The following is an 18,690-nucleotide window of genomic DNA, read 5'->3' as shown; positions in this document are numbered from 1 at the left end:
ATAGTAAGATTGTTTCTTCAAGATTTCCCTATTTTTGAAAAATTCTGAAATAATTAAACATTACTCAATGAAAAAAATATTGTTTGTTGCGCTAGGGCTTTCCTTGGCCTGCAACTCTTCACAAAAAACGATTTCCCAACAGACGGAACCGGTAAAGACCGTTGTGGACCCTCAGGTTTATGCAGAATCCATTACTGAGGCTGAATTAAAAGAGCATCTTTATACCTATGCCTCCGACGAATTTGAAGGAAGGGATACAGGAGAGCCTGGACAAAAGAAAGCGGTAGAGTATTTAAAAGCAGAATATGTACAACTCGGCATTCCTGCAGCACAATCCGATGGGAATTACTTTCAAAATGTTCCATTGGTAATTAATCATCTGCCAAAAGGAAGTGTTTCCATTCATGGAAAGAAATATGAGAATGGCGATGGATTGTTGACCTTTTCAGCCGCCAGTGGTAGCTATGATAATATCGTATATGTCAACAATGGCGTAGAAGAAGAAAACTATTCGGATTATGCCGGGCTGGATGTAAAGGGTAAAATTGTATTGATGAAAGCAGGCGAACCTGTAAATGCAGATGGTACCTATAAAATATCGGGCACCAATGAAAAGTCCGTTTGGAGCAATATGTCCGAATCTCTTGGGAAAAGAATGGAATTGGCATCTAGCAAAGGAGCTATAGGAGTTTTGTATTTCGACGAAGGCAACTATGGCCGTTTCAAAAATAGGTTCAATTTTATGCAAGGTAACGATGGTGGCAGTATGGTGCTTAAAGACGAAATGGAATCTGATTTTTTCAGCTTTTTTATTGATGCCACGGTAGCCAATGCCATTCTTCCGAATATTCTCTCGGAAAATAAATCGAAAAACGTTGCCACTAAATTGGTTTTAAACATTGAAAGCGATAGCAAAGATGTGGACTCGGAGAATGTAGTAGCTGTAATCAAAGGTTCGGAAAAGCCAAATGAGTATGTTATAATTTCAGCGCATCTTGATCATGTAGGAGTAAATAATGCAGGTGAGATTTTTAACGGGGCTGATGATGATGGTTCTGGAACGGTTGGACTCTTGGAGATTGCGGAAGCCTTTAAGAAAGCAGCGGATGAAGGCCATGGTCCTAAAAGATCTGTCGTTTTTCTACATGTTACGGGAGAGGAAAAAGGCCTTTTGGGTTCTAAATACTATGCTGATCATGATCCCATTTTCCCTTTGTCGGAAACCGTGGCCGATTTAAATATTGATATGATAGGCAGAATAGACCCTAACCGCAAAGGGGACAGGAATTATATTTATTTAATTGGTTCTGACAAATTGAGCACCGAACTTCATGAACTATCGGAAGAAGTGAATAGAAAATATATGAATATTGAATTGGATTATACCTTCAATGATGAAAATGATCCCAACCGTTTTTATTACAGAAGCGATCATTACAATTTTGCCAAAAATAATATTCCTATAATTTTTTATTTCAATGGAACGCATGCCGATTATCACCAACCTGGTGATACACCGGACAAAATAAATTATGACCTGTTGCAAAATAGAACAAGGTTAGTGTTCCTTACGGCTTGGGAAATAGCCAATAGGGATGCGCGCCTAAAGGTGGATAAGGCTGCTAAGTAGAACACAATACATTAGAGTGTAAAAAGGTGGTTGAATCGGTTTCAATCACCTTTTTTTTGTGCTATATATAAAAGTTTTTAATCGTAAAGAAAGCAGGCAAGTAAGAATTGATTTGCTGTAAAAACAGTTTATAAACTACAAATGGAATTGGAAGGGTTATATTCCAAACATTCGTCAACATTTATGTTGAACATCGTAATTATTCCTATAATAATTTCAGTGATTTATAAGATAGTCTTAATTTTGCGTGCTAGTGAAAAAGTAGGCAATGGGCCTCTTTATAAATAGAAATCTAAGATCATAAATCATAACCCTATAAAATGAAAAAAACGTTATTTGATAAAGTGTGGGATTCCCACGTTGTTCATAAAATCGAAAATGGGCCGGATGTATTGTTCATTGACCGTCACATGGTTCATGAGGTTACCAGTCCGGTAGCATTTCTAGGTATAAAAAGTAGGGGGATTCCAGTAATGTATCCAGAGCGTACTTTTGCCACGGCAGATCACAATACTCCTACCATTAACCAGCATTTACCGGTTAAGGATCCACTTTCAGCGAATCAGTTGAAAGCATTGGAAGAGAATTCCAAGGCTCATGGCATATCCTATTGGGGACTTGGGCATGAAAAAAATGGTATTGTTCACGTTGTAGGTCCTGAATATGGAATTACACAACCAGGAGCAACCATTGTATGTGGTGATTCACATACCTCTACCCATGGAGCATTTGGAGCCATAGCATTTGGTATCGGAACTTCCGAGGTGGAGATGGTTTTGGCCACACAGTGTATTATGCAGCAGAAAGCCAAATCTATGCGTATTAATGTAAATGGAAAACTTGGTAGAGGGGTAACTTCAAAGGATGTAGCCTTATATATAATTTCCAGATTGTCCACCTCTGGTGCTACAGGATACTTTGTGGAATATGCGGGGGATGTGTTCAGGAACATGACTATGGAAGGTAGGATGACCGTTTGTAACCTAAGCATAGAGATGGGTGCCCGTGGAGGTATGATCGCTCCTGACGAAAAGACTTTTGAGTATATAAAAGGACGCGAATTTACTCCTGTTGGTGCAGCTTGGGATACCGCCATGGAATACTGGGAAACACTTAAAACGGATGAGGGTGCAACTTTTGATAAGGAAATAACTTTTGATGCCGCAGATATAGAACCTATGATTACCTACGGGACCAATCCAGGGATGGGTATCGGAATTTCCAATGGCATTCCAATGGCAGAAGCTGTTGAGGGTGGTGTTTCAACCTACAAGAAGTCCCTTCAATATATGGCTTTCAATGAGGGTGATAATATGATCGGCAAACCAATCGATTTTGTGTTCTTGGGAAGTTGTACCAATGGACGTATTGAAGACTTTAGAGCCTTTGCATCTATTGTAAAAGGTAGAAAGAAAGCAGATAATGTAACCGCTTGGTTGGTGCCTGGATCCCATAAGGTGGAATCGGCAATCAAGGAAGAGGGAATTTTGGACATTTTGCACGAGGCAGGATTTGAATTGCGCGAACCTGGTTGTTCCGCATGTTTGGCCATGAACGATGATAAGGTGCCTGCTGGGAAATATGCGGTTAGTACCTCGAACCGTAACTTTGAAGGAAGACAAGGTCCTGGGTCAAGAACACTATTGGCAAGTCCACTTGTTGCTGCAGCAGCTGCAGTTACAGGAAAGGTGACAGATCCAAGAGAGTTGATGCAGGAATTGGTTTAAAGCAAAAAGTACTTTTTGCACTTTCTTAACCGTTAAACAGAATTCATAGGATTTTTGAAGACGCTCTTTAGGGATTTGATCTGTATTAAGTTAAGAAAGTCCGAATGAATCTAGTAATATAAAATAAAGTTTAATTTTCGTTTTGCGCTAAGCGCTAAGCACATAAGTTTAAATAACATGGCATACGATAAATTTAATATACTTAAATCAACAGCCGTTCCACTTCCTATTGAGAATGTGGATACCGATCAAATAATACCAGCTCGATTTCTTAAGGCTACAGAGCGTAAAGGTTTTGGGGACAATTTGTTCCGGGATTGGCGCTATAACCCTGATAACAGTCCAAAAAAGGATTTCGTTTTAAACGACCCTACTTATAGCGGTAAGATTTTGGTGGGTGCCAAGAACTTTGGATCAGGTTCTTCTAGGGAACACGCTGCCTGGGCAGTCTATGACTATGGATTTAGGTGTGTGGTATCTAGTTTCTTTGCAGATATCTTTAAAAACAACTGTTTAAATATAGGAGTATTGCCGGTTCAGGTGAGCGCCCCATTTTTGGAAAAAATATATGCTGCAATTGAAGCAGATCCAAAAACCGAATTAGTGGTCAACTTGCCGGAACAGACAATTACCTTATCGTCTACAGGTGAGTCGGAAAGTTTTGACATCAACCATTATAAGAAAGACAATATGCTTAATGGCTTTGATGACATTGACTACCTATTGAACATAAAAGAAAATATTAGGGAATTTGCCCAAGATACACCTTTGTAAAACATTGGGTTCCCGTTAAACTCGCGAAGTGTTTCATGGAGCGTACCCTTCTTCTTGATATGCGACATTGGGAATTTATTACTTATTAGGTTATTGGACAATAGAGATACTGTTACTAGTTCAGCATAAATGAAAAGAAGAAAAATTGAAATAATGGACACTACCCTTAGGGATGGGGAGCAAACCTCTGGGGTGTCCTTTTCAGCATCCGAAAAGCTTACCTTGGCGAAGTTATTGTTGGATGAGTTGAAAGTGGATAGAATTGAAATAGCTTCTGCCCGAGTATCAGAGGGAGAACTTTCTGCTGTACAACAAATTACCGAATGGGCCAATGCCAAAGGGTGCATAGACCGTGTTGAGGTGTTGACCTTCGTAGATGGCGGTGTTTCTATCGATTGGATGAAAAAATCCGGTGCCAAGGTCCAGAATCTCTTGACTAAAGGTTCTATGAACCATTTAACGCATCAACTTAAAAAAACTCCCGAACAACATTTTAAGGAAATTGAAAATACCATATCCTCGGCAGCCAAGGAAGGAATTGTAACCAATGTATACTTGGAGGACTGGAGCAATGGTATGCGGAGTTCCAAGGAATACGTATTCCATTTTTTGGATTTTTTGTCTACACAGCCCATAAAAAGAGTGTTGTTGCCGGATACCCTGGGAATCTTGACATATAACGAAACTTACGGTTATATAGCGGAAATAGTACAGCGTTATCCCAAGATGCATTTTGATTTCCATGGTCATAACGATTATGATCTAAGTGTTTCCAATGTTATGGAAGCCATAAAAGCAGGTTGCCATGGACTTCATTTAACTGTAAACGGTATGGGAGAGAGAGCAGGTAATGCTCCAATGGCCAGTGCCATAGCGGTAATAAATGATTTTATGCCCGAAATAGAGGTGGCCGTAAACGAATCTTCCTTATACAAGGTCAGTAAGTTGGTGTCGGCATTTACCGGTTTTGGAATTCCGGCCAATAAGCCGATTGTAGGAGATAATGTTTTTACTCAAACTGCAGGTATTCATGCAGATGGGGACAGTAAGAAGAACCTTTACTTTAATGATTTAATGCCGGAGCGTTTTGGCAGAAAACGTAAATATGCCTTAGGTAAAACATCAGGGAAAGCCAATATTCAAAAGAATTTACAGGAACTAGGATTAACGCTTAACGATGATGAATTAAGAAAGGTCACGGCCCGTATCATTGAGTTGGGAGATAAAAAGGAAAAGGTTACCAAGGAAGACTTGCCTTATATCATTTCCGATGTTTTGGATAGTGATACCTACCAACAAAAAGTTTTTGTAAAATCATATGTGCTTACCCATTCCAAAGGATTAAAGCCATCCACTACCCTAGCCCTTGAAATTAACGGCGAGCTTATAGAGGAACACGCCCAAGGGGATGGACAATATGATGCCTTTATGAATGCATTGAGAAAAGTATATAAATCCAAAAAAATGGAATTGCCCATTTTGATAGATTATGCAGTGCGAATTCCACCTGGTAGTAATTCCGACGCCCTTTGTGAAACCATTATTACATGGAAAAGTGGTGATAAGGAGTTTATTTCTAGGGGGTTGGACTCCGATCAAACCGTCTCGGCCATTAAAGCAACCGAGAAAATGTTGAATATTATCTAGTAAAAACACAAACAATTTTAACCATGCCATTCGAAAAGCGTTTGGCAAAAAGCAAAAATAAATGAAATTAAAAATTGCCCTTTTAGCAGGAGATGGAATAGGACCTGAAGTAATTGATCAGGCGGTAAAAGTATCCAATGCGATAGCCAAAAAATACAATCATGAGATTAATTGGACACCGGCCCTTACCGGAGCTGCAGCCATTGATGCAGTAGGTGAACCTTATCCTGATGAGACCCATGCCATTTGTGAAGCCGCAGATGCTGTTCTTTTCGGGGCGATTGGGCACCCAAGATTCGACAACGACCCCTCTGCTAAGGTACGTCCAGAACAGGGATTATTGAAAATGAGACAAAAATTGGGTTTGTTTGCCAACGTTAGGCCTACTTTTACTTTTCCGTCGCTTATAGATAAGTCCCCTTTAAAACGTGAGCGAATCGAGGGTACGGATTTAATTATTCTAAGAGAATTAACGGGCGGAGTATATTTTGGGGAACGTGGCCGTAAGGATAATGGGAATACTGCTTTTGACACTATGACCTATACCCGTGCCGAAATACAACGTTTGGCCAAAAAAGGTTTTGAAATGGCCATGGGACGTAGCAAAAAACTTTGTTGTGTTGATAAGGCCAACGTTTTGGAATCTTCCAGATTGTGGAGAGAGACGGTACAAGCAATGGAAAAGGATTACCCAGAAGTAACTGTTTCCTATGAATTTGTGGATGCGGTTGCTATGCGATTGGTACAATGGCCAAGTTCTTATGACGTTATAATCACCGAAAACCTTTTTGGGGATATTTTAACGGATGAGGCTTCCGTTATCTCCGGATCTATGGGATTAATGCCATCTGCTTCCGTAGGAAGCAAAGTTAGATTGTATGAACCTATCCACGGGTCGTATCCACAAGCAGCGGGTAAGGATATTGCAAACCCATTGGCTACCGTACTATCGGCTGCTATGATGTTCGAGGATTTCGATTTAAAGGAAGAGGCGCAGGCCATCAGGGATGTGGTAAACAAATCCTTGACGGAAGGAGTGGTTTCAGAAGATTTGGCAGAAGGAGGCAAAGCTTATAAAACCAGTGAAATTGGGGATTGGTTGGCTAAGAATATATAGAGGAAATGTTATTCCTGCGTAGGCAGGAATCTATAAAAAGAGGGCGTCTAATTAGATTTAGACGCCCTCTTTTATTTTTTAGCAAATTTTATCCGAACTCGAAGATTAGGAATTAAACGCCATTTTTCTCTTAGAGTTGACCGCCCTACTTCTGGAAAACATAATTATCATTACCGCAATAGAGATACCTGTACCTGCCATTAATGCACCTACCAAACTTGCGGATGTAAAACCGTAACCCATGGCAATAGGCAATCCTGCAAAGAATGCACCTGATGCATTGCCCATGTTAAAGGCACTTTGATTCATGGACGATCCCAACATTTCAGAGCCCTTGGATGCTTTTATAATCGCCATTTGAATAGGTGTTCCTACCATAAAGGAAACGATTCCTATTATAAAAGTTAGGATTAGAATGGCAACAGGGTTGGCGGCAACAAATGAATTAATGACTAGCACCATGACCATTAGGGATAAACTGATGATTACGGCCTTCAAAGGGCTAAATATCTCAGCCATTTTGGCACCGATAAAATTGCCGAACACCATTCCCAAACCAGCCAATATCATGGCATAACTTACCATACTTTCAGAATGTCCTGATACATTGGTCAACAATGGGGCAATATAACTGTACCAAGCAAAGAATCCTCCTGTACCAATGGTAGTAAGTAGAATAAGAAGCCATATTTCCAATCTTTTAAAAACCTTCAAATCCTTAATAAATCCCTCGGAGGAGGATTTTTCCATTTTTGGGATCCAAAAGTATATACTTAGCATCGCTATAATACCAACTATACCCACTAATAGAAAGGAAAGGTTCCAATTATAATGATGACCTAAATAGGTGCCTATGGGTACTCCTATTACATTGGCTATAGTTAGTCCGGCAAACATGGTGGCAATGGCCTGAGCCGCTTTTCCCTCTTTTGCCAGCTTACCTGCTACTACCGCTCCGATTCCAAAAAATGCTCCATGTGGTAATCCAGATAGGAACCTCGAAATTATTAAAGTCGTATAGCTCGTAGAAAAAGCTGAAAGTGTATTGAACACCGTAAACCATATCATAAGATATAGCAATACCTTATGTGCAGGCCATTTTCCACTTAAGGCGGTCAAGGTTGGCGCTCCAACCACAACGCCCAGGGCATAGGCCGCAATAAAATGCCCAGCTTGTGGAATACTTATTTGAAGGGAAGTGGCCACGTCGGGTAAAATACCCATAATTACAAATTCGGTCATACCTATACCAAAACCTCCTACCCCTAGGGCTATAAGCGCTTTTTTGTTTGATTTGTCCATACTCATAATATTATCATTTAAAGAATTATTACAGGTACAATATTACTACATGGTATTTTTCCATCGCTATGGAGAATTATCCAATTTATATTCATTTATATCCTGTAAAAAAAGCCGCAAAAGTAATACTCTTTATGTAAATGGTGTGCTTTTATAGTGGTAATTGAAATTTGTTGGGAAACATTTAATATTTACCAAGCTAAAAACTTTGCCGTATAAGTGATTTGAAAGTTGCTCTTTGGATTAATCCCAAAGACTAAGTGGCAATGTGAAAGGAAATAGTACTGATTTTAATATATATAATAAATAAGGATGCCACATTACGGCCCAATTGTCCGCAATATTCTAAAAACTATACGATTTGAAGATATTAAACGTTGATACTTATGGTAAGTAAAATTTTTTACTTACATAATAAATAGTATTTTTCTTACAAATATTTAAACCATGAAAATATATCAGCACAAAATACTTCATCTTGAAGACCTTGATCATTTGGATATCGATTTTGTTCCTGAAGTATTTTTTCTTTTTGCATCTCCCTCATTTGTGGGTACAGAAGAATTTGTGGGCAAATTAGCGCATAAATATGAAAATGCTATTTTAATCGGATGTTCCACAGCAGGTGAGATTTTAGGAAACGAGGTGTTGGATTCCACAATTGCCTTAACGGCGGTTAGGTTTGAAAAAACGAAGATTCGAATTGAAGAGGTTGATCTGGTCTCCTATAATCTGGACAGTTTTACGGCTGGCAAGGCTTTAAGCAATAAGTTAATAGGAACTGATCTGAGGCATATTTTTGTTCTGAGTGATGGGCTTATCGTAAATGGTGCCGAATTGGTAAAAGGCTTGCACACCGATCTTGATAAAGCTGTAAGCATCACAGGTGGATTGGCCGGGGATTGTTCAAATTTTGAAAATACCTTCGTAATCGCAGGTTCAAAAATAGCTTCCAAAAAGATAGTTGCCCTAGGTTTATATGGTTCTGAATTAAATATAGGGTTTGGATCCAAAGGAGGTTGGGACAGTTTCGGAATTGAAAGATTAGTGACGAAATCCAAAAATAATGTCCTTTATGAATTGGATGGTCAACCGGCATTGGAACTCTATAAATCATTTTTAGGCGACATGGCCAAGGATTTGCCTGGTTCTGGACTTTTATTTCCTTTGAGCATGAGGGATGAGGATAATCAAATACCAGTTGTAAGAACTATTTTGGCCGTTGATGAAAAAAGTGGAAGCCTCACTTTTGCAGGAAATATCCCCCAAGGTTCCTATGTGAGATTAATGAAGGCAAATATCGATAGGATTATTGGCGGTGCGGAACAATCTGCAATAACAACAAAGGGCAGTACAGAGAATCAACATCAATTGGCATTTTTAATAAGCTGTGTAGGTCGCCGTTTGGTTATGAAACAATTGGTGGAGGAAGAGGTGGAGGCTGTAAACGATGTATTTGATAATGATATATATACTACAGGGTTCTATTCTTATGGGGAGATTGCTCCATTTGATAAATTTTCGCCATGTACCCTACACAATCAAACGATGACTATAACAACGTTTTCTGAATGATCAACAATTACCACCGACTACTTAATAGACAGCTCAAGAAGATTGATTTGGACGACAGAACTCTAGATCTTATCGCTCCCCTATTGCATCAGGTTGATGAAGCATATAAGGCGTTTGACAGTGATTTGGAGCATGTGGAAAATGTCCTGGAAAAAAGTTCCCAAGAATTATTCCAAACCAATCAGCAGTTAAAAAATAGTATAGAATCCATCAGTGGTCAATTATCAAAAGTAGCAGGGAATATTAAGGATGTTATTTTCGAAATGGACCTTAAAGGCAATTGGTCCTATCTTAATCCGGCCTGGCAAAAATTGACAGGACTTAAGGTCAGGGATTGTTTGGGGAAACCATTTCACCAATTTTTGAAGGATGACAGAGGAAAGGATTACACAAATCTAATAGATTTAAAGAAACCCAATTTTAAAACTATTAGTAAAATTTTCAAATCCCAAACTATTGGTGGTGAACACAAATGGTTGGATTTTTCCTTGAAGGTTATTAAATCTGAAGATGGAAGTATTGAAGGCTATATTGGCGCCATTGTTGATATTAGTAAAATAAAGGAAACGGAATTGGCCTTAATAGAAGCCAAGGAAAAGGAATCTATGGCCAATAAGGCCAAGGATGAGTTTCTCACAACTATGTCGCACGAGATAAGAACACCCCTCAATGCGGTTATTGGTATTAGCCACTTATTACTTTTGGAAAATCCAAAAAAGGAACAGTTGGAAAACCTAAGTACCCTAAAGCATTCCTCGGAACATCTTTTGTGTTTGGTAAATGATATTTTAGATTTTAATAAAATTGCCTCTGGTCTATTGGAATTGGAGGAAAGGGATTTTAGTCTAAATCAGGTCCTCAATGGTTTACAGAGTATATTCCATAATACGGCAAAAGAAAAGGACTTAAGGCTTCTTGTCAAGACGGACACAGCGCTCCCCAAAACATTTATTGGTGACAGTACCAGATTATCCCAAATCCTGACCAACCTGGTCAGCAATGCCATTAAGTTTACAGAGGAAGGTAGGGTTACCGTGGATATTGAAGCCGTGGAGATAGCTAAGGATTATTGCGTTTTGGAATTTATTATATCCGATACGGGAATTGGAATTCCAGAAGATAAACGCGATAAAATATTTCTTTCGTTTGCTCAAGCCAATTCGGATACCACTAGAAAATATGGCGGAACAGGTCTGGGTCTTGCTATATGTAAACGCTTGTTGGAATTAATGGATAGCGATCTGGAACTGGAAAGTGAAGTGGGCAAAGGATCTACTTTTAGTTTTAAGCTGAAACTACACAAGAGTACAATGGCAGATTATCAGGAAGACATATATGACTTTGACGCCAAGTCCATTCATCAGCAAGAAAACCTAAAAGGGGCTAGAATTCTGGTCGCTGAGGATAATAAGGTAAACATTATGGTCATTGAAAAGTTTCTATCCAAATGGCAGGTCGATTTTGATATTGCCGAAAATGGATTAATAGCCATTAATATGGCTATAGAAAATACCTACGATATGATTTTGATGGATCTTCAAATGCCTGTTATGAACGGTTTTGAAGCAAGTAAGGCCATAAGGGAATCCGGCAACCCCCTTAATAAGGTTATGCCCATCTACGCCTTATCGGCTTCCACGGGAATGGATATTAAAAACCAATTGGGGGAATATGGAATAGATGGTCTGATATGTAAACCTTTTAATCCTACCGAATTATTTAAAACATTGACGACCATACTTCAGCAAAAATATATTCATTAAGCCCAGAATTTAGTGGTTTGAGCTTGAAAGAGGAAAGTTAGGTAACAAAGAAATATAGACCCTAAACCCATATCTACTAGGCTTTGGAATCTGGAAATAGGGCACTAAAAAGCATAGAAAAGGCCCCACTTGACATTAGTTAAGTGGGGCCTTTAATTTTTTAGGTACTTCTAGATATTAAGAATCCTGTTAATAACCACCCGGGTTACAAGATATAGTCGGTACTAATAAAGTTCGACAATCTGGATTCCAATAATTGCTCTACGGTTTCATTATTAAGTTCGTTGTCTTTAAAGGCTACAAAGGTTCGTATGGAAAATGAGCGTAGGGCATCATATACACTTAAGGTAGCCTGTGCAGAATCTTTTCGTCCTGTAAAAGGATACACATCAGGGCCACGTTGGCAGGAACTGTTAAGGTTTACTCGGCAGACCAAGTTTACCAAGGTGTCTATTAACGGGGCAATGGCATATACATCCTTGCCAAACAAACTTACTTGCTGGCCATAATTGGACTCGGCCATATCATCCAAGGGCTCTTCAATATCCTTAAAGGTTACGATAGGTATTACAGGTCCAAACTGTTCTTCCTTATAAACCCTCATTTCTTTTTTTACCGGATAGAGGATTGCAGGCCAAATGTAGTTGTCGGAATGAGTACCTCCTTTTTTGTTTAATATTTTAGCGCCTTTTTCCCTAGCATCATCTATTAATTCCTGGATATAGGCTGGTTTTCCGGGTTCCGGCAACGGAGTTAATTTAACGCCATCTTCCCAAGGGTTTCCAAATTTAAGGGCATCTACCTTCTCTGTAAATCGCTTGTTGAATTCACTGGCAATATCCTCGTGGACATAAATTATTTTAAGAGCGGTACAACGCTGTCCGTTAAAGGACAATGTCCCGGCAATACATTCATTAATAGTTAGGTCCAAATCCGCATCTGGAAGTATAATGGCAGGATTTTTGGCCTCCAAACCAAGTACTAAACGCAGTCTGTTGCTTTTGGGATGTTGGTTTTGTAAGGCATTGGCAGATTTACTATTGCCGATCAATGCCAAAACATCAACTTTTCCAGTTTGCATTATTGGTGCGGCCACTGCCCTACCCCTACCAAATACAATATTCACTACACCTTTAGGGAAACTGCTTTGAAAGGCCTCCAAAAGTGGCGTAATCAATAGGACACCGTGTTTTGCAGGTTTGAAAATTGTAGTATTCCCCATGATTATGGCAGGAATAAGCAACGCAAAGGTTTCGTTTAAGGGATAGTTATATGGCCCTAAACACAATACTACTCCAAGCGGTCCCCTTCTAATATGTGCATAGACACCATCGTTTTTTTCAAATTTGGCGTTATCCCGATCAAGTTGCTTGTAATCTTCTATGGTATCGTTAATATACTCTACCGTTCTGTCGAACTCCTTTTGTGAGTCTGGGAGCGATTTTCCAATTTCCCACATTAAAAGTTTAACAATTTCCTCTCTTTTGGTCTGCATTTTCTTTACAAAAATCTCCATGCAATCTATACGCTCCTTAACACGCATGGTTGGCCAAATGCCCTTACCCTTGTCATAAGCTACCAAAGCTGCGTCCAAAGCTTCCAAGGCTTCTTTTTCCTCCATGTCCGGAATACTTCCCAATAAGGTGGGTTCATATTTGTCAGTACTGGATATGGTTGAATATACCTCAGAGGTCTTCCCGTTCCAAGTCTTTAATTCTCCATTGACCAGATAGGTTTTTTGATTAATGACCTCCTTGATACTAAATTCTGACGGTATGTTTGATTTGCCCATAATTGATTTTTTTAAGAAAATTGAAATTGTTGGAATGATATTTCCATTCCACTAAATTAGTAAAACAAGAATTTTAATACTCTATAAATTTCATGGAATATTCGTCGTTAAAGCACTAAAACGCTTTCGTAACTTGCAATATCATAAAAATTGCGGGAAATGTTATTAAATTAAATACTGAAACAAATCCGGCTTATCGTTAATGTATTCGCCAAAAAAGTTGTTGTCCTTCATTCTCTTTATGAGGGGAGCCAAATCTTCCGGACTTTTTAATTCAATTCCCACTACCGCCGGTGCATTCTCCCGACTAGATTTTTTTGAATATTCAAAATGGGTAATATCATCGGTTGGACCCAGAATATCAACAACGAATTCTTTCAACGCACCTGGTCTCTGAGGAAAGCGAATTATAAAATAGTGTTTTAATTTGCCGTATAGCAATGCACGTTCCTTTATCTCGGCCGTACGCGTAATATCGTTGTTACTGCCACTTACAATGCAGACCACGTTTTTACCTTTTATTTCTTCTTTATAGTCGTCCAATACTGTAATGGTGAGGGCTCCGGCCGGTTCCACTACAATGGCATCTCTATTGTAAAGATCTAGAATGGTCTGGCAAACCTTTCCTTCCGGAACGGTGACCATATCATATAGACATTCCTTGCAAATATCAAAAGTAAGATTGCCAACTCGTTTTACTGCGGCACCATCAATAAATTTATCGATATGTTCCAATTCGGTATTAATGCCCTTTTCTATTGAATTTTTCATGGATGGGGCGCCTTCGGGCTCCACGCCTATAATTTTTGTATGGGGCGACAAAGTCTGGAATACAGCGCAAAGACCAGAGGCCAAACCACCACCTCCTACAGCTACAAAGACGTAATCTATAGGTTTTTTTGTCTGTTCCAATATTTCCAAAGCAACGGTAGCCTGTCCTTCAATTATTTTGGGGTCATCAAAAGGATGGACATAGGTCTTATTTTCAGTTGCACAGAATTTTTTGGCAGCATCCGAGGAATCATCAAAGGTATCTCCCTCAAGTACCACGGTTACCCAGTCCCCTCCAAATAATTTTGTCTGTTCTACCTTTTGTTTAGGGGTAACGGAAGGCATATATATAGTACCATGAATTGCTAAATGATTACAAGCGAATGCAACACCTTGGGCGTGGTTCCCAGCACTGGCACAAACAACACCATTTACAGTTTCATCCTTTGTAAGGGAGCTAATTTTATTAAAGGCACCTCTAATCTTGTAGCTTCTTACTCTGTGTAAATCTTCCCTTTTCAGTAGAATATTGGCATCATAGGCCTTGGAGTATCTAATGCTCTGCATTAAAGGTGTAATATCCGCCACTTGCCTAATAGTTTCGGCAGCCTTTTTGATGTCCTCTAATTTGGGAAAATATGGTTTCATATGTATTTATAAACAAAGACCTGCCGAGTTATTTAAACTTGGCAGGTCTTCAAATTAGTAATGCTTAATTATACTATAGGTTTCATCGCGGTCATGGAAGCACGCAATCTTGCACCTACTATCTCAACAGGATGTTCGCGTAAAGCTTTATTAACAGCAATTAGTTTTGCGTTATCAACACTTAAATGTTTTTGATCGGCAAAATGTTTTCCAATTACATCGGTGTCTACGGTTTTCATGAAATCGGCCAATAATGGCTTACAAGCGTGATCAAACAAATAACAACCGTATTCCGCTGTATCAGATATTACCCTATTCATTTCGAACAATTTTTTTCTAGCTATTGTGTTTGCTATCAACGGAGTTTCATGAAGTGATTCGTAGTAGGCAGACTCGGCGATAATTCCAGATTCTGTCATGGCTTCAAAAGCCAATTCAACACCTGCTCTAACCATTGCCACCATTAATACACCATGGTCATAAAATTCTTGTTCAGAAATTTTATCAGATCCAGCGGGAGTTTTTTCGAATGCAGTTTCTCCTGTTGCAGCTCTCCAAGTCAATAGGTTTTTATCATCATTGGCCCAGTCTTCCATCATAGTTTTGGAAAAATGACCACTCATGATATCGTCCATATGTTTGTGGAAAAGTGGACGCATAATATCCTTTAATTCTTCTGAAAGTTCAAAAGCTTTAATTTTTGCAGGATTGGATAAACGATCCATCATGTGGGTAATACCTCCATATTTTAGACCTTCTGTAACTGTTTCCCATCCGTACTGAATAAGCTTGGAAGCATATCCTTTATCTATTCCTTTTTCAATCATTTTATCAAAACAAAGGATAGAACCAGTTTGCAACAAACCACAAAGAATGGTCTGTTCTCCCATTAGGTCGGATTTTACTTCCGCAACGAAAGAAGACTCCAAAACACCGGCCTTATGACCTCCAGTGGCTACGGCATAAGCTTTAGCTTGGGCCAATCCTTTATCTTCTGGGTCGTTATTAGGGTGTACTGCTATTAATGTAGGTACTCCAAAACCTCTTTTGTATTCTTCACGTACTTCAGAACCTGGGCATTTAGGTGCCACCATAATAACTGTTAAATCCTCACGGATCTGCATTCCTTCCTCTACAATATTAAAACCGTGCGAGTAGGACAATGTAGCTCCTTTTTTCATTAATGGCATTACGGCAGAAACAACACTTGTATGTTGCTTGTCCGGAGTTAAATTGATGACTACATCGGCAGATGGAATAAGTTCCTCATAAGTTCCTACCTTAAAACCATTTTCACTAGCGTTTATAAAAGACTGTCTTTTTTCTTTTATAGCTGCGTCCCTAAGGGCATATGAAATATCCAATCCGGAATCGCGCATATTAAGACCTTGGTTAAGACCTTGGGCACCACAACCTACGATTACAATTTTTTTCCCTTTTAAAGCGGATACACCATCAGAAAATTCAGTAGATTCCATAAACCTACATTTTCCCAATTGGGTAAGTTGTTCTCTTAATGATAGTGTATTAAAGTAATTTGCCATTTTTTAAACTGGATTTTAAATCCCGATTAGCTTCGGGGTTAATTATTTATTGATTAAACTCTTTTAATAATGATGAAATTTTCATTTCCGATTTAGTAACCGCTATCCGCCCAGAGCGTACAAATTGCATAATGCCATAGGGTTTCAATTGTTGGTACATATCATCTATTTCATTTCTTCTGCCACTTTTTGCCAAAACAAAGAAATCTCTGGACACAGTAACAATTTGGGAGTTACTGTCCTTAATGATATTTTGAATATTTCGTTCATCGAACAATAAAGTGGAAGCCACTTTAAATAAAGCCGATTCCTGATAAATGGTTTCTTCATCGGTATGGTAGAAGGCCTTAATGACCTCAATTTGTTTTTCGACCTGTCCAACAATATTGCGGACCCAATCTTCTGTGGTGTACACAACAATCGTGAATTTGGACACGTGTTCTATTTCCGATTTTGAAACATTTAAACTCTCTATGTTTATATGTCGCTTTAAGAATATTCCTGATATTCTGTTCAGTAACCCAACGCTATTCTCGGAGTATACTGAAATTGTAAACCATTTTTTTTCCATCTCCTCATCCCAATCCTTAATCTAAATATAAGGTTATGGGCAATTTTAATTAATATTTATTTTATTTAAGACGTATATCCGATACCGATGCTCCTGAAGGAATCATTGGAAAAACATTATCTTCCTTTTCAACTTTAACTTCCAAAAAGTAAGCATCTTTGGAAGCCAACATTTCCTTAATGGTCGACTTTAAATCCTTTCTCTCGCTAATGCGCTTAGATTCTATATGATAACCTTCAGCAATTTTCACAAAGTCCGGATTTACCATTACCGTTGATGCATATCTACTTTCAAAGAATAGTTCCTGCCACTGGCGTACCATTCCCAAATGATCATTGTTTAGTACCACGATCTTAACAGGGGTCTTGTTTTGAAAGATAGTTCCCAACTCCTGAATCGTCATTTGATATCCACCATCACCAATAATGGCCACTACTTCCCTATCCATGGCCCCCATTTTGGCTCCTATTGCTGCTGGTAAAGCAAACCCCATAGTTCCCAATCCACCGGAGGTAACATTACTTTTGGTCTGTTTAAATTTGGCATATCTACATGCTATCATTTGGTGCTGACCAACATCCGATACTATAATTGCCTTATGACCACTGGCTATATTGATTTCCTCAATAACTTCCGCCATGGTGAGTTTATCCTTAGTAGGATAAACATCATTTTTAATGATCTGATCAAATTCTATCTTATATTTTTCCTTAAACTCATTGTGCCAGGATTCATGCTTATTGGTTTTGATCAAAGGCAATAGCAAATCCAAGGTTACTTTGGAATCGCCCAAGACCGCAACATCGGCTTTCACGTTTTTGTTTATTTCAGCTGGGTCTATGTCGAAATGGATAATTTTTGCCTGTTTGGCATAGGTGTCCAAACTTCCGGTAACCCTATCGTCAAAGCGCATGCCAATGGCAATAAGCACATCGCATTCATTCGTCAATAAATTAGGTCCGTAATTGCCGTGCATTCCCACCATTCCTACATTTAAGGGATGGTCCGTATCCATTGCCGAAAGTCCAAGTACTGTCCAAGCAGCAGGAATACCTGCTTTCTCTACCAAGCTTTTAAGTTGTTCTTCTGCTTCCCCTAAAATTACACCTTGTCCAAAAACGATAAAAGGCTTTTTGGCCGCATTGATTAAATTGGCTGCCTCCTCAATAGCTTTTGGGTTTGGTTTAGGGTATGGATTGTAACTCCGAACCCCTTTGCAATGTTCATATGAAAAATCGAACTCATCAATTTGGGCATTTTTGGTTATATCCACCAATACTGGTCCAGGTCTACCGGATTTTGCAATATAGAAAGCCTTTGCCAATACCTCTGGAATTTCAGAGGCCTTGGTCACTTGACAGTTCCATTTGGTTACAGGAGTGGAAATTCCAATAATATCAGTTTCCTGAAACGCGTCTGAACCCAGCAAATGTCTTGCTACCTGACCTGTAATACAGACCATTGGAGTCGAATCTATCTGGGCATCTGCTATGCCGGTAATCAAGTTGGTGGCGCCAGGACCTGAAGTGGCCACGGCAACACCTACTTTTCCGGTTACCCTAGCGTACCCTTGCGCTGCATGGGTAGCGCCCTGCTCGTGCCTTGTTAATATATGCGTAAGTTTATGTTGAAATTTATACAATTCATCATACAGAGGCATAATTGCCCCTCCAGGATAACCATAAATTAAATCTACACCCTCGGCCAATAGGCAATGGATGATAGCCTCTGCACCAGTGATCCTCATAGTGCTCTGCTTTGTTGACGCTGCTTTTTCCTTTTTCAATGTTTCCATAATTGTAGACCTAATCGGTTAACATACTTGGTAT

At 39.1% G+C, this 18,690-nt stretch carries 13 protein-coding genes; 7 read left to right on the top strand and 6 right to left on the bottom strand.

What is annotated here, in order from left to right:
• Nucleotides 1–67 precede the first annotated feature (67 nt).
• The 5 genes from H4O18_RS09085 (at nt 68) to leuB (ending at nt 6,895) form a co-directional block, all read left to right on the top strand.
• Nucleotides 68–1,630, top strand: a complete 1,563-nt coding sequence (locus H4O18_RS09085; RefSeq protein WP_187583724.1) for a M28 family peptidase — start codon at nt 68–70, stop codon at nt 1,628–1,630.
• 320 nt (nt 1,631–1,950) lie between these two features.
• Nucleotides 1,951–3,357, top strand: a complete 1,407-nt coding sequence (gene leuC / locus H4O18_RS09080) for a 3-isopropylmalate dehydratase large subunit (RefSeq protein ID WP_187583722.1) — start codon at nt 1,951–1,953, stop codon at nt 3,355–3,357.
• A 177-nt stretch (nt 3,358–3,534) separates the two neighbouring features.
• Nucleotides 3,535–4,131 (top strand): 3-isopropylmalate dehydratase small subunit, encoded by a 597-nt coding sequence (gene leuD / locus H4O18_RS09075; protein ID WP_187583720.1) that lies wholly within the window; start codon nt 3,535–3,537, stop codon nt 4,129–4,131.
• 129 nt (nt 4,132–4,260) lie between these two features.
• Entirely contained in the window at nt 4,261–5,778 is a 1,518-nt protein-coding gene (locus tag H4O18_RS09070) for an alpha-isopropylmalate synthase regulatory domain-containing protein (RefSeq protein ID WP_187583718.1), read from the top strand.
• 61 nt (nt 5,779–5,839) lie between these two features.
• Complete coding sequence (gene leuB, locus H4O18_RS09065) at nt 5,840–6,895, top strand: 3-isopropylmalate dehydrogenase (RefSeq protein WP_187583716.1); 1,056 nt, start codon at nt 5,840–5,842, stop codon at nt 6,893–6,895.
• Nucleotides 6,896–7,000: 105 nt separating this feature from the next.
• Here leuB and H4O18_RS09060 read toward each other — a convergent pair whose 3' ends face one another.
• Nucleotides 7,001–8,197, bottom strand: coding sequence for an MFS transporter (locus tag H4O18_RS09060; RefSeq protein WP_187583934.1), 1,197 nt, complete (start codon nt 8,195–8,197; stop codon nt 7,001–7,003).
• Nucleotides 8,198–8,644: 447 nt separating this feature from the next.
• Between H4O18_RS09060 and H4O18_RS09055 the strand changes: the two genes are divergently transcribed.
• Both H4O18_RS09055 and H4O18_RS09050 read left to right on the top strand, forming a co-directional pair.
• The gene (locus H4O18_RS09055) at nt 8,645–9,772 is read left to right on the top strand and encodes an FIST signal transduction protein (RefSeq protein ID WP_187583714.1); all 1,128 of its coding nucleotides are present in this window, start codon (nt 8,645–8,647) and stop codon (nt 9,770–9,772) included.
• The gene (locus tag H4O18_RS09050) at nt 9,769–11,535 is read left to right on the top strand and encodes a PAS domain-containing hybrid sensor histidine kinase/response regulator (protein WP_187583712.1); all 1,767 of its coding nucleotides are present in this window, start codon (nt 9,769–9,771) and stop codon (nt 11,533–11,535) included. Before H4O18_RS09055 ends, H4O18_RS09050 begins: the two co-directional genes overlap by 4 nt.
• Nucleotides 11,536–11,740: 205 nt before the next feature.
• On the opposite strand, the gene H4O18_RS09045 is transcribed toward H4O18_RS09050, so the two are convergent.
• The 5 genes from H4O18_RS09045 to ilvB all read right to left on the bottom strand — a co-directional run bounded on the left by H4O18_RS09045 (nt 11,741) and on the right by ilvB (nt 18,656).
• A complete protein-coding gene (locus H4O18_RS09045) occupies nt 11,741–13,327 on the bottom strand; it encodes an NADP-dependent glyceraldehyde-3-phosphate dehydrogenase (RefSeq protein WP_187583710.1) in 1,587 nt (528 codons plus the stop codon).
• 165 nt (nt 13,328–13,492) lie between these two features.
• Nucleotides 13,493–14,746 carry a threonine ammonia-lyase IlvA gene (gene ilvA / locus H4O18_RS09040; protein WP_187583708.1) on the bottom strand — a complete coding sequence of 418 codons (1,254 nt, stop codon included), beginning with the start codon at nt 14,744–14,746 and terminating at the stop codon, nt 13,493–13,495.
• Nucleotides 14,747–14,814: 68 nt separating this feature from the next.
• On the bottom strand, nt 14,815–16,290 hold the full coding sequence (ilvC, locus tag H4O18_RS09035) for a ketol-acid reductoisomerase (protein WP_187583706.1): 1,476 nt from the start codon (nt 16,288–16,290) through the stop codon (nt 14,815–14,817).
• Nucleotides 16,291–16,336: 46 nt separating this feature from the next.
• Complete coding sequence (gene ilvN, locus H4O18_RS09030; protein ID WP_110355381.1) at nt 16,337–16,861, bottom strand: acetolactate synthase small subunit; 525 nt, start codon at nt 16,859–16,861, stop codon at nt 16,337–16,339.
• 61 nt (nt 16,862–16,922) lie between these two features.
• Nucleotides 16,923–18,656: a biosynthetic-type acetolactate synthase large subunit gene (gene ilvB, locus H4O18_RS09025; protein ID WP_187583704.1), complete on the bottom strand. Its 1,734-nt coding sequence runs from the start codon at nt 18,654–18,656 to the stop codon at nt 16,923–16,925.
• Between the last annotated feature and the right edge of the window lie 34 nt (nt 18,657–18,690).

The organism is Arenibacter arenosicollis (genome assembly GCF_014397245.1).
In the GTDB taxonomy this organism is placed as follows: domain Bacteria; phylum Bacteroidota; class Bacteroidia; order Flavobacteriales; family Flavobacteriaceae; genus Arenibacter; species Arenibacter arenosicollis.
The sequence above is the reverse complement of the archived record's forward strand: the minus strand, read 5'-3'. Positions and strand labels throughout refer to the sequence as shown.

Coding starts and splice junctions, on each gene's coding strand:
- H4O18_RS09085 (WP_187583724.1), top strand. CDS start 68: ATGAAAAAAATATTGTTTGTTGCGCTAGGGCTTTCCTTGGCCTGCAAC.
- leuC (WP_187583722.1), top strand. CDS start 1,951: ATGAAAAAAACGTTATTTGATAAAGTGTGGGATTCCCACGTTGTTCAT.
- leuD (WP_187583720.1), top strand. CDS start 3,535: ATGGCATACGATAAATTTAATATACTTAAATCAACAGCCGTTCCACTT.
- H4O18_RS09070 (WP_187583718.1), top strand. CDS start 4,261: ATGAAAAGAAGAAAAATTGAAATAATGGACACTACCCTTAGGGATGGG.
- leuB (WP_187583716.1), top strand. CDS start 5,840: ATGAAATTAAAAATTGCCCTTTTAGCAGGAGATGGAATAGGACCTGAA.
- H4O18_RS09060 (WP_187583934.1), bottom strand. CDS start 8,197: ATGGACAAATCAAACAAAAAAGCGCTTATAGCCCTAGGGGTAGGAGGT.
- H4O18_RS09055 (WP_187583714.1), top strand. CDS start 8,645: ATGAAAATATATCAGCACAAAATACTTCATCTTGAAGACCTTGATCAT.
- H4O18_RS09050 (WP_187583712.1), top strand. CDS start 9,769: ATGATCAACAATTACCACCGACTACTTAATAGACAGCTCAAGAAGATT.
- H4O18_RS09045 (WP_187583710.1), bottom strand. CDS start 13,327: ATGGGCAAATCAAACATACCGTCAGAATTTAGTATCAAGGAGGTCATT.
- ilvA (WP_187583708.1), bottom strand. CDS start 14,746: ATGAAACCATATTTTCCCAAATTAGAGGACATCAAAAAGGCTGCCGAA.
- ilvC (WP_187583706.1), bottom strand. CDS start 16,290: ATGGCAAATTACTTTAATACACTATCATTAAGAGAACAACTTACCCAA.
- ilvN (WP_110355381.1), bottom strand. CDS start 16,861: ATGGAAAAAAAATGGTTTACAATTTCAGTATACTCCGAGAATAGCGTT.
- ilvB (WP_187583704.1), bottom strand. CDS start 18,656: ATGGAAACATTGAAAAAGGAAAAAGCAGCGTCAACAAAGCAGAGCACT.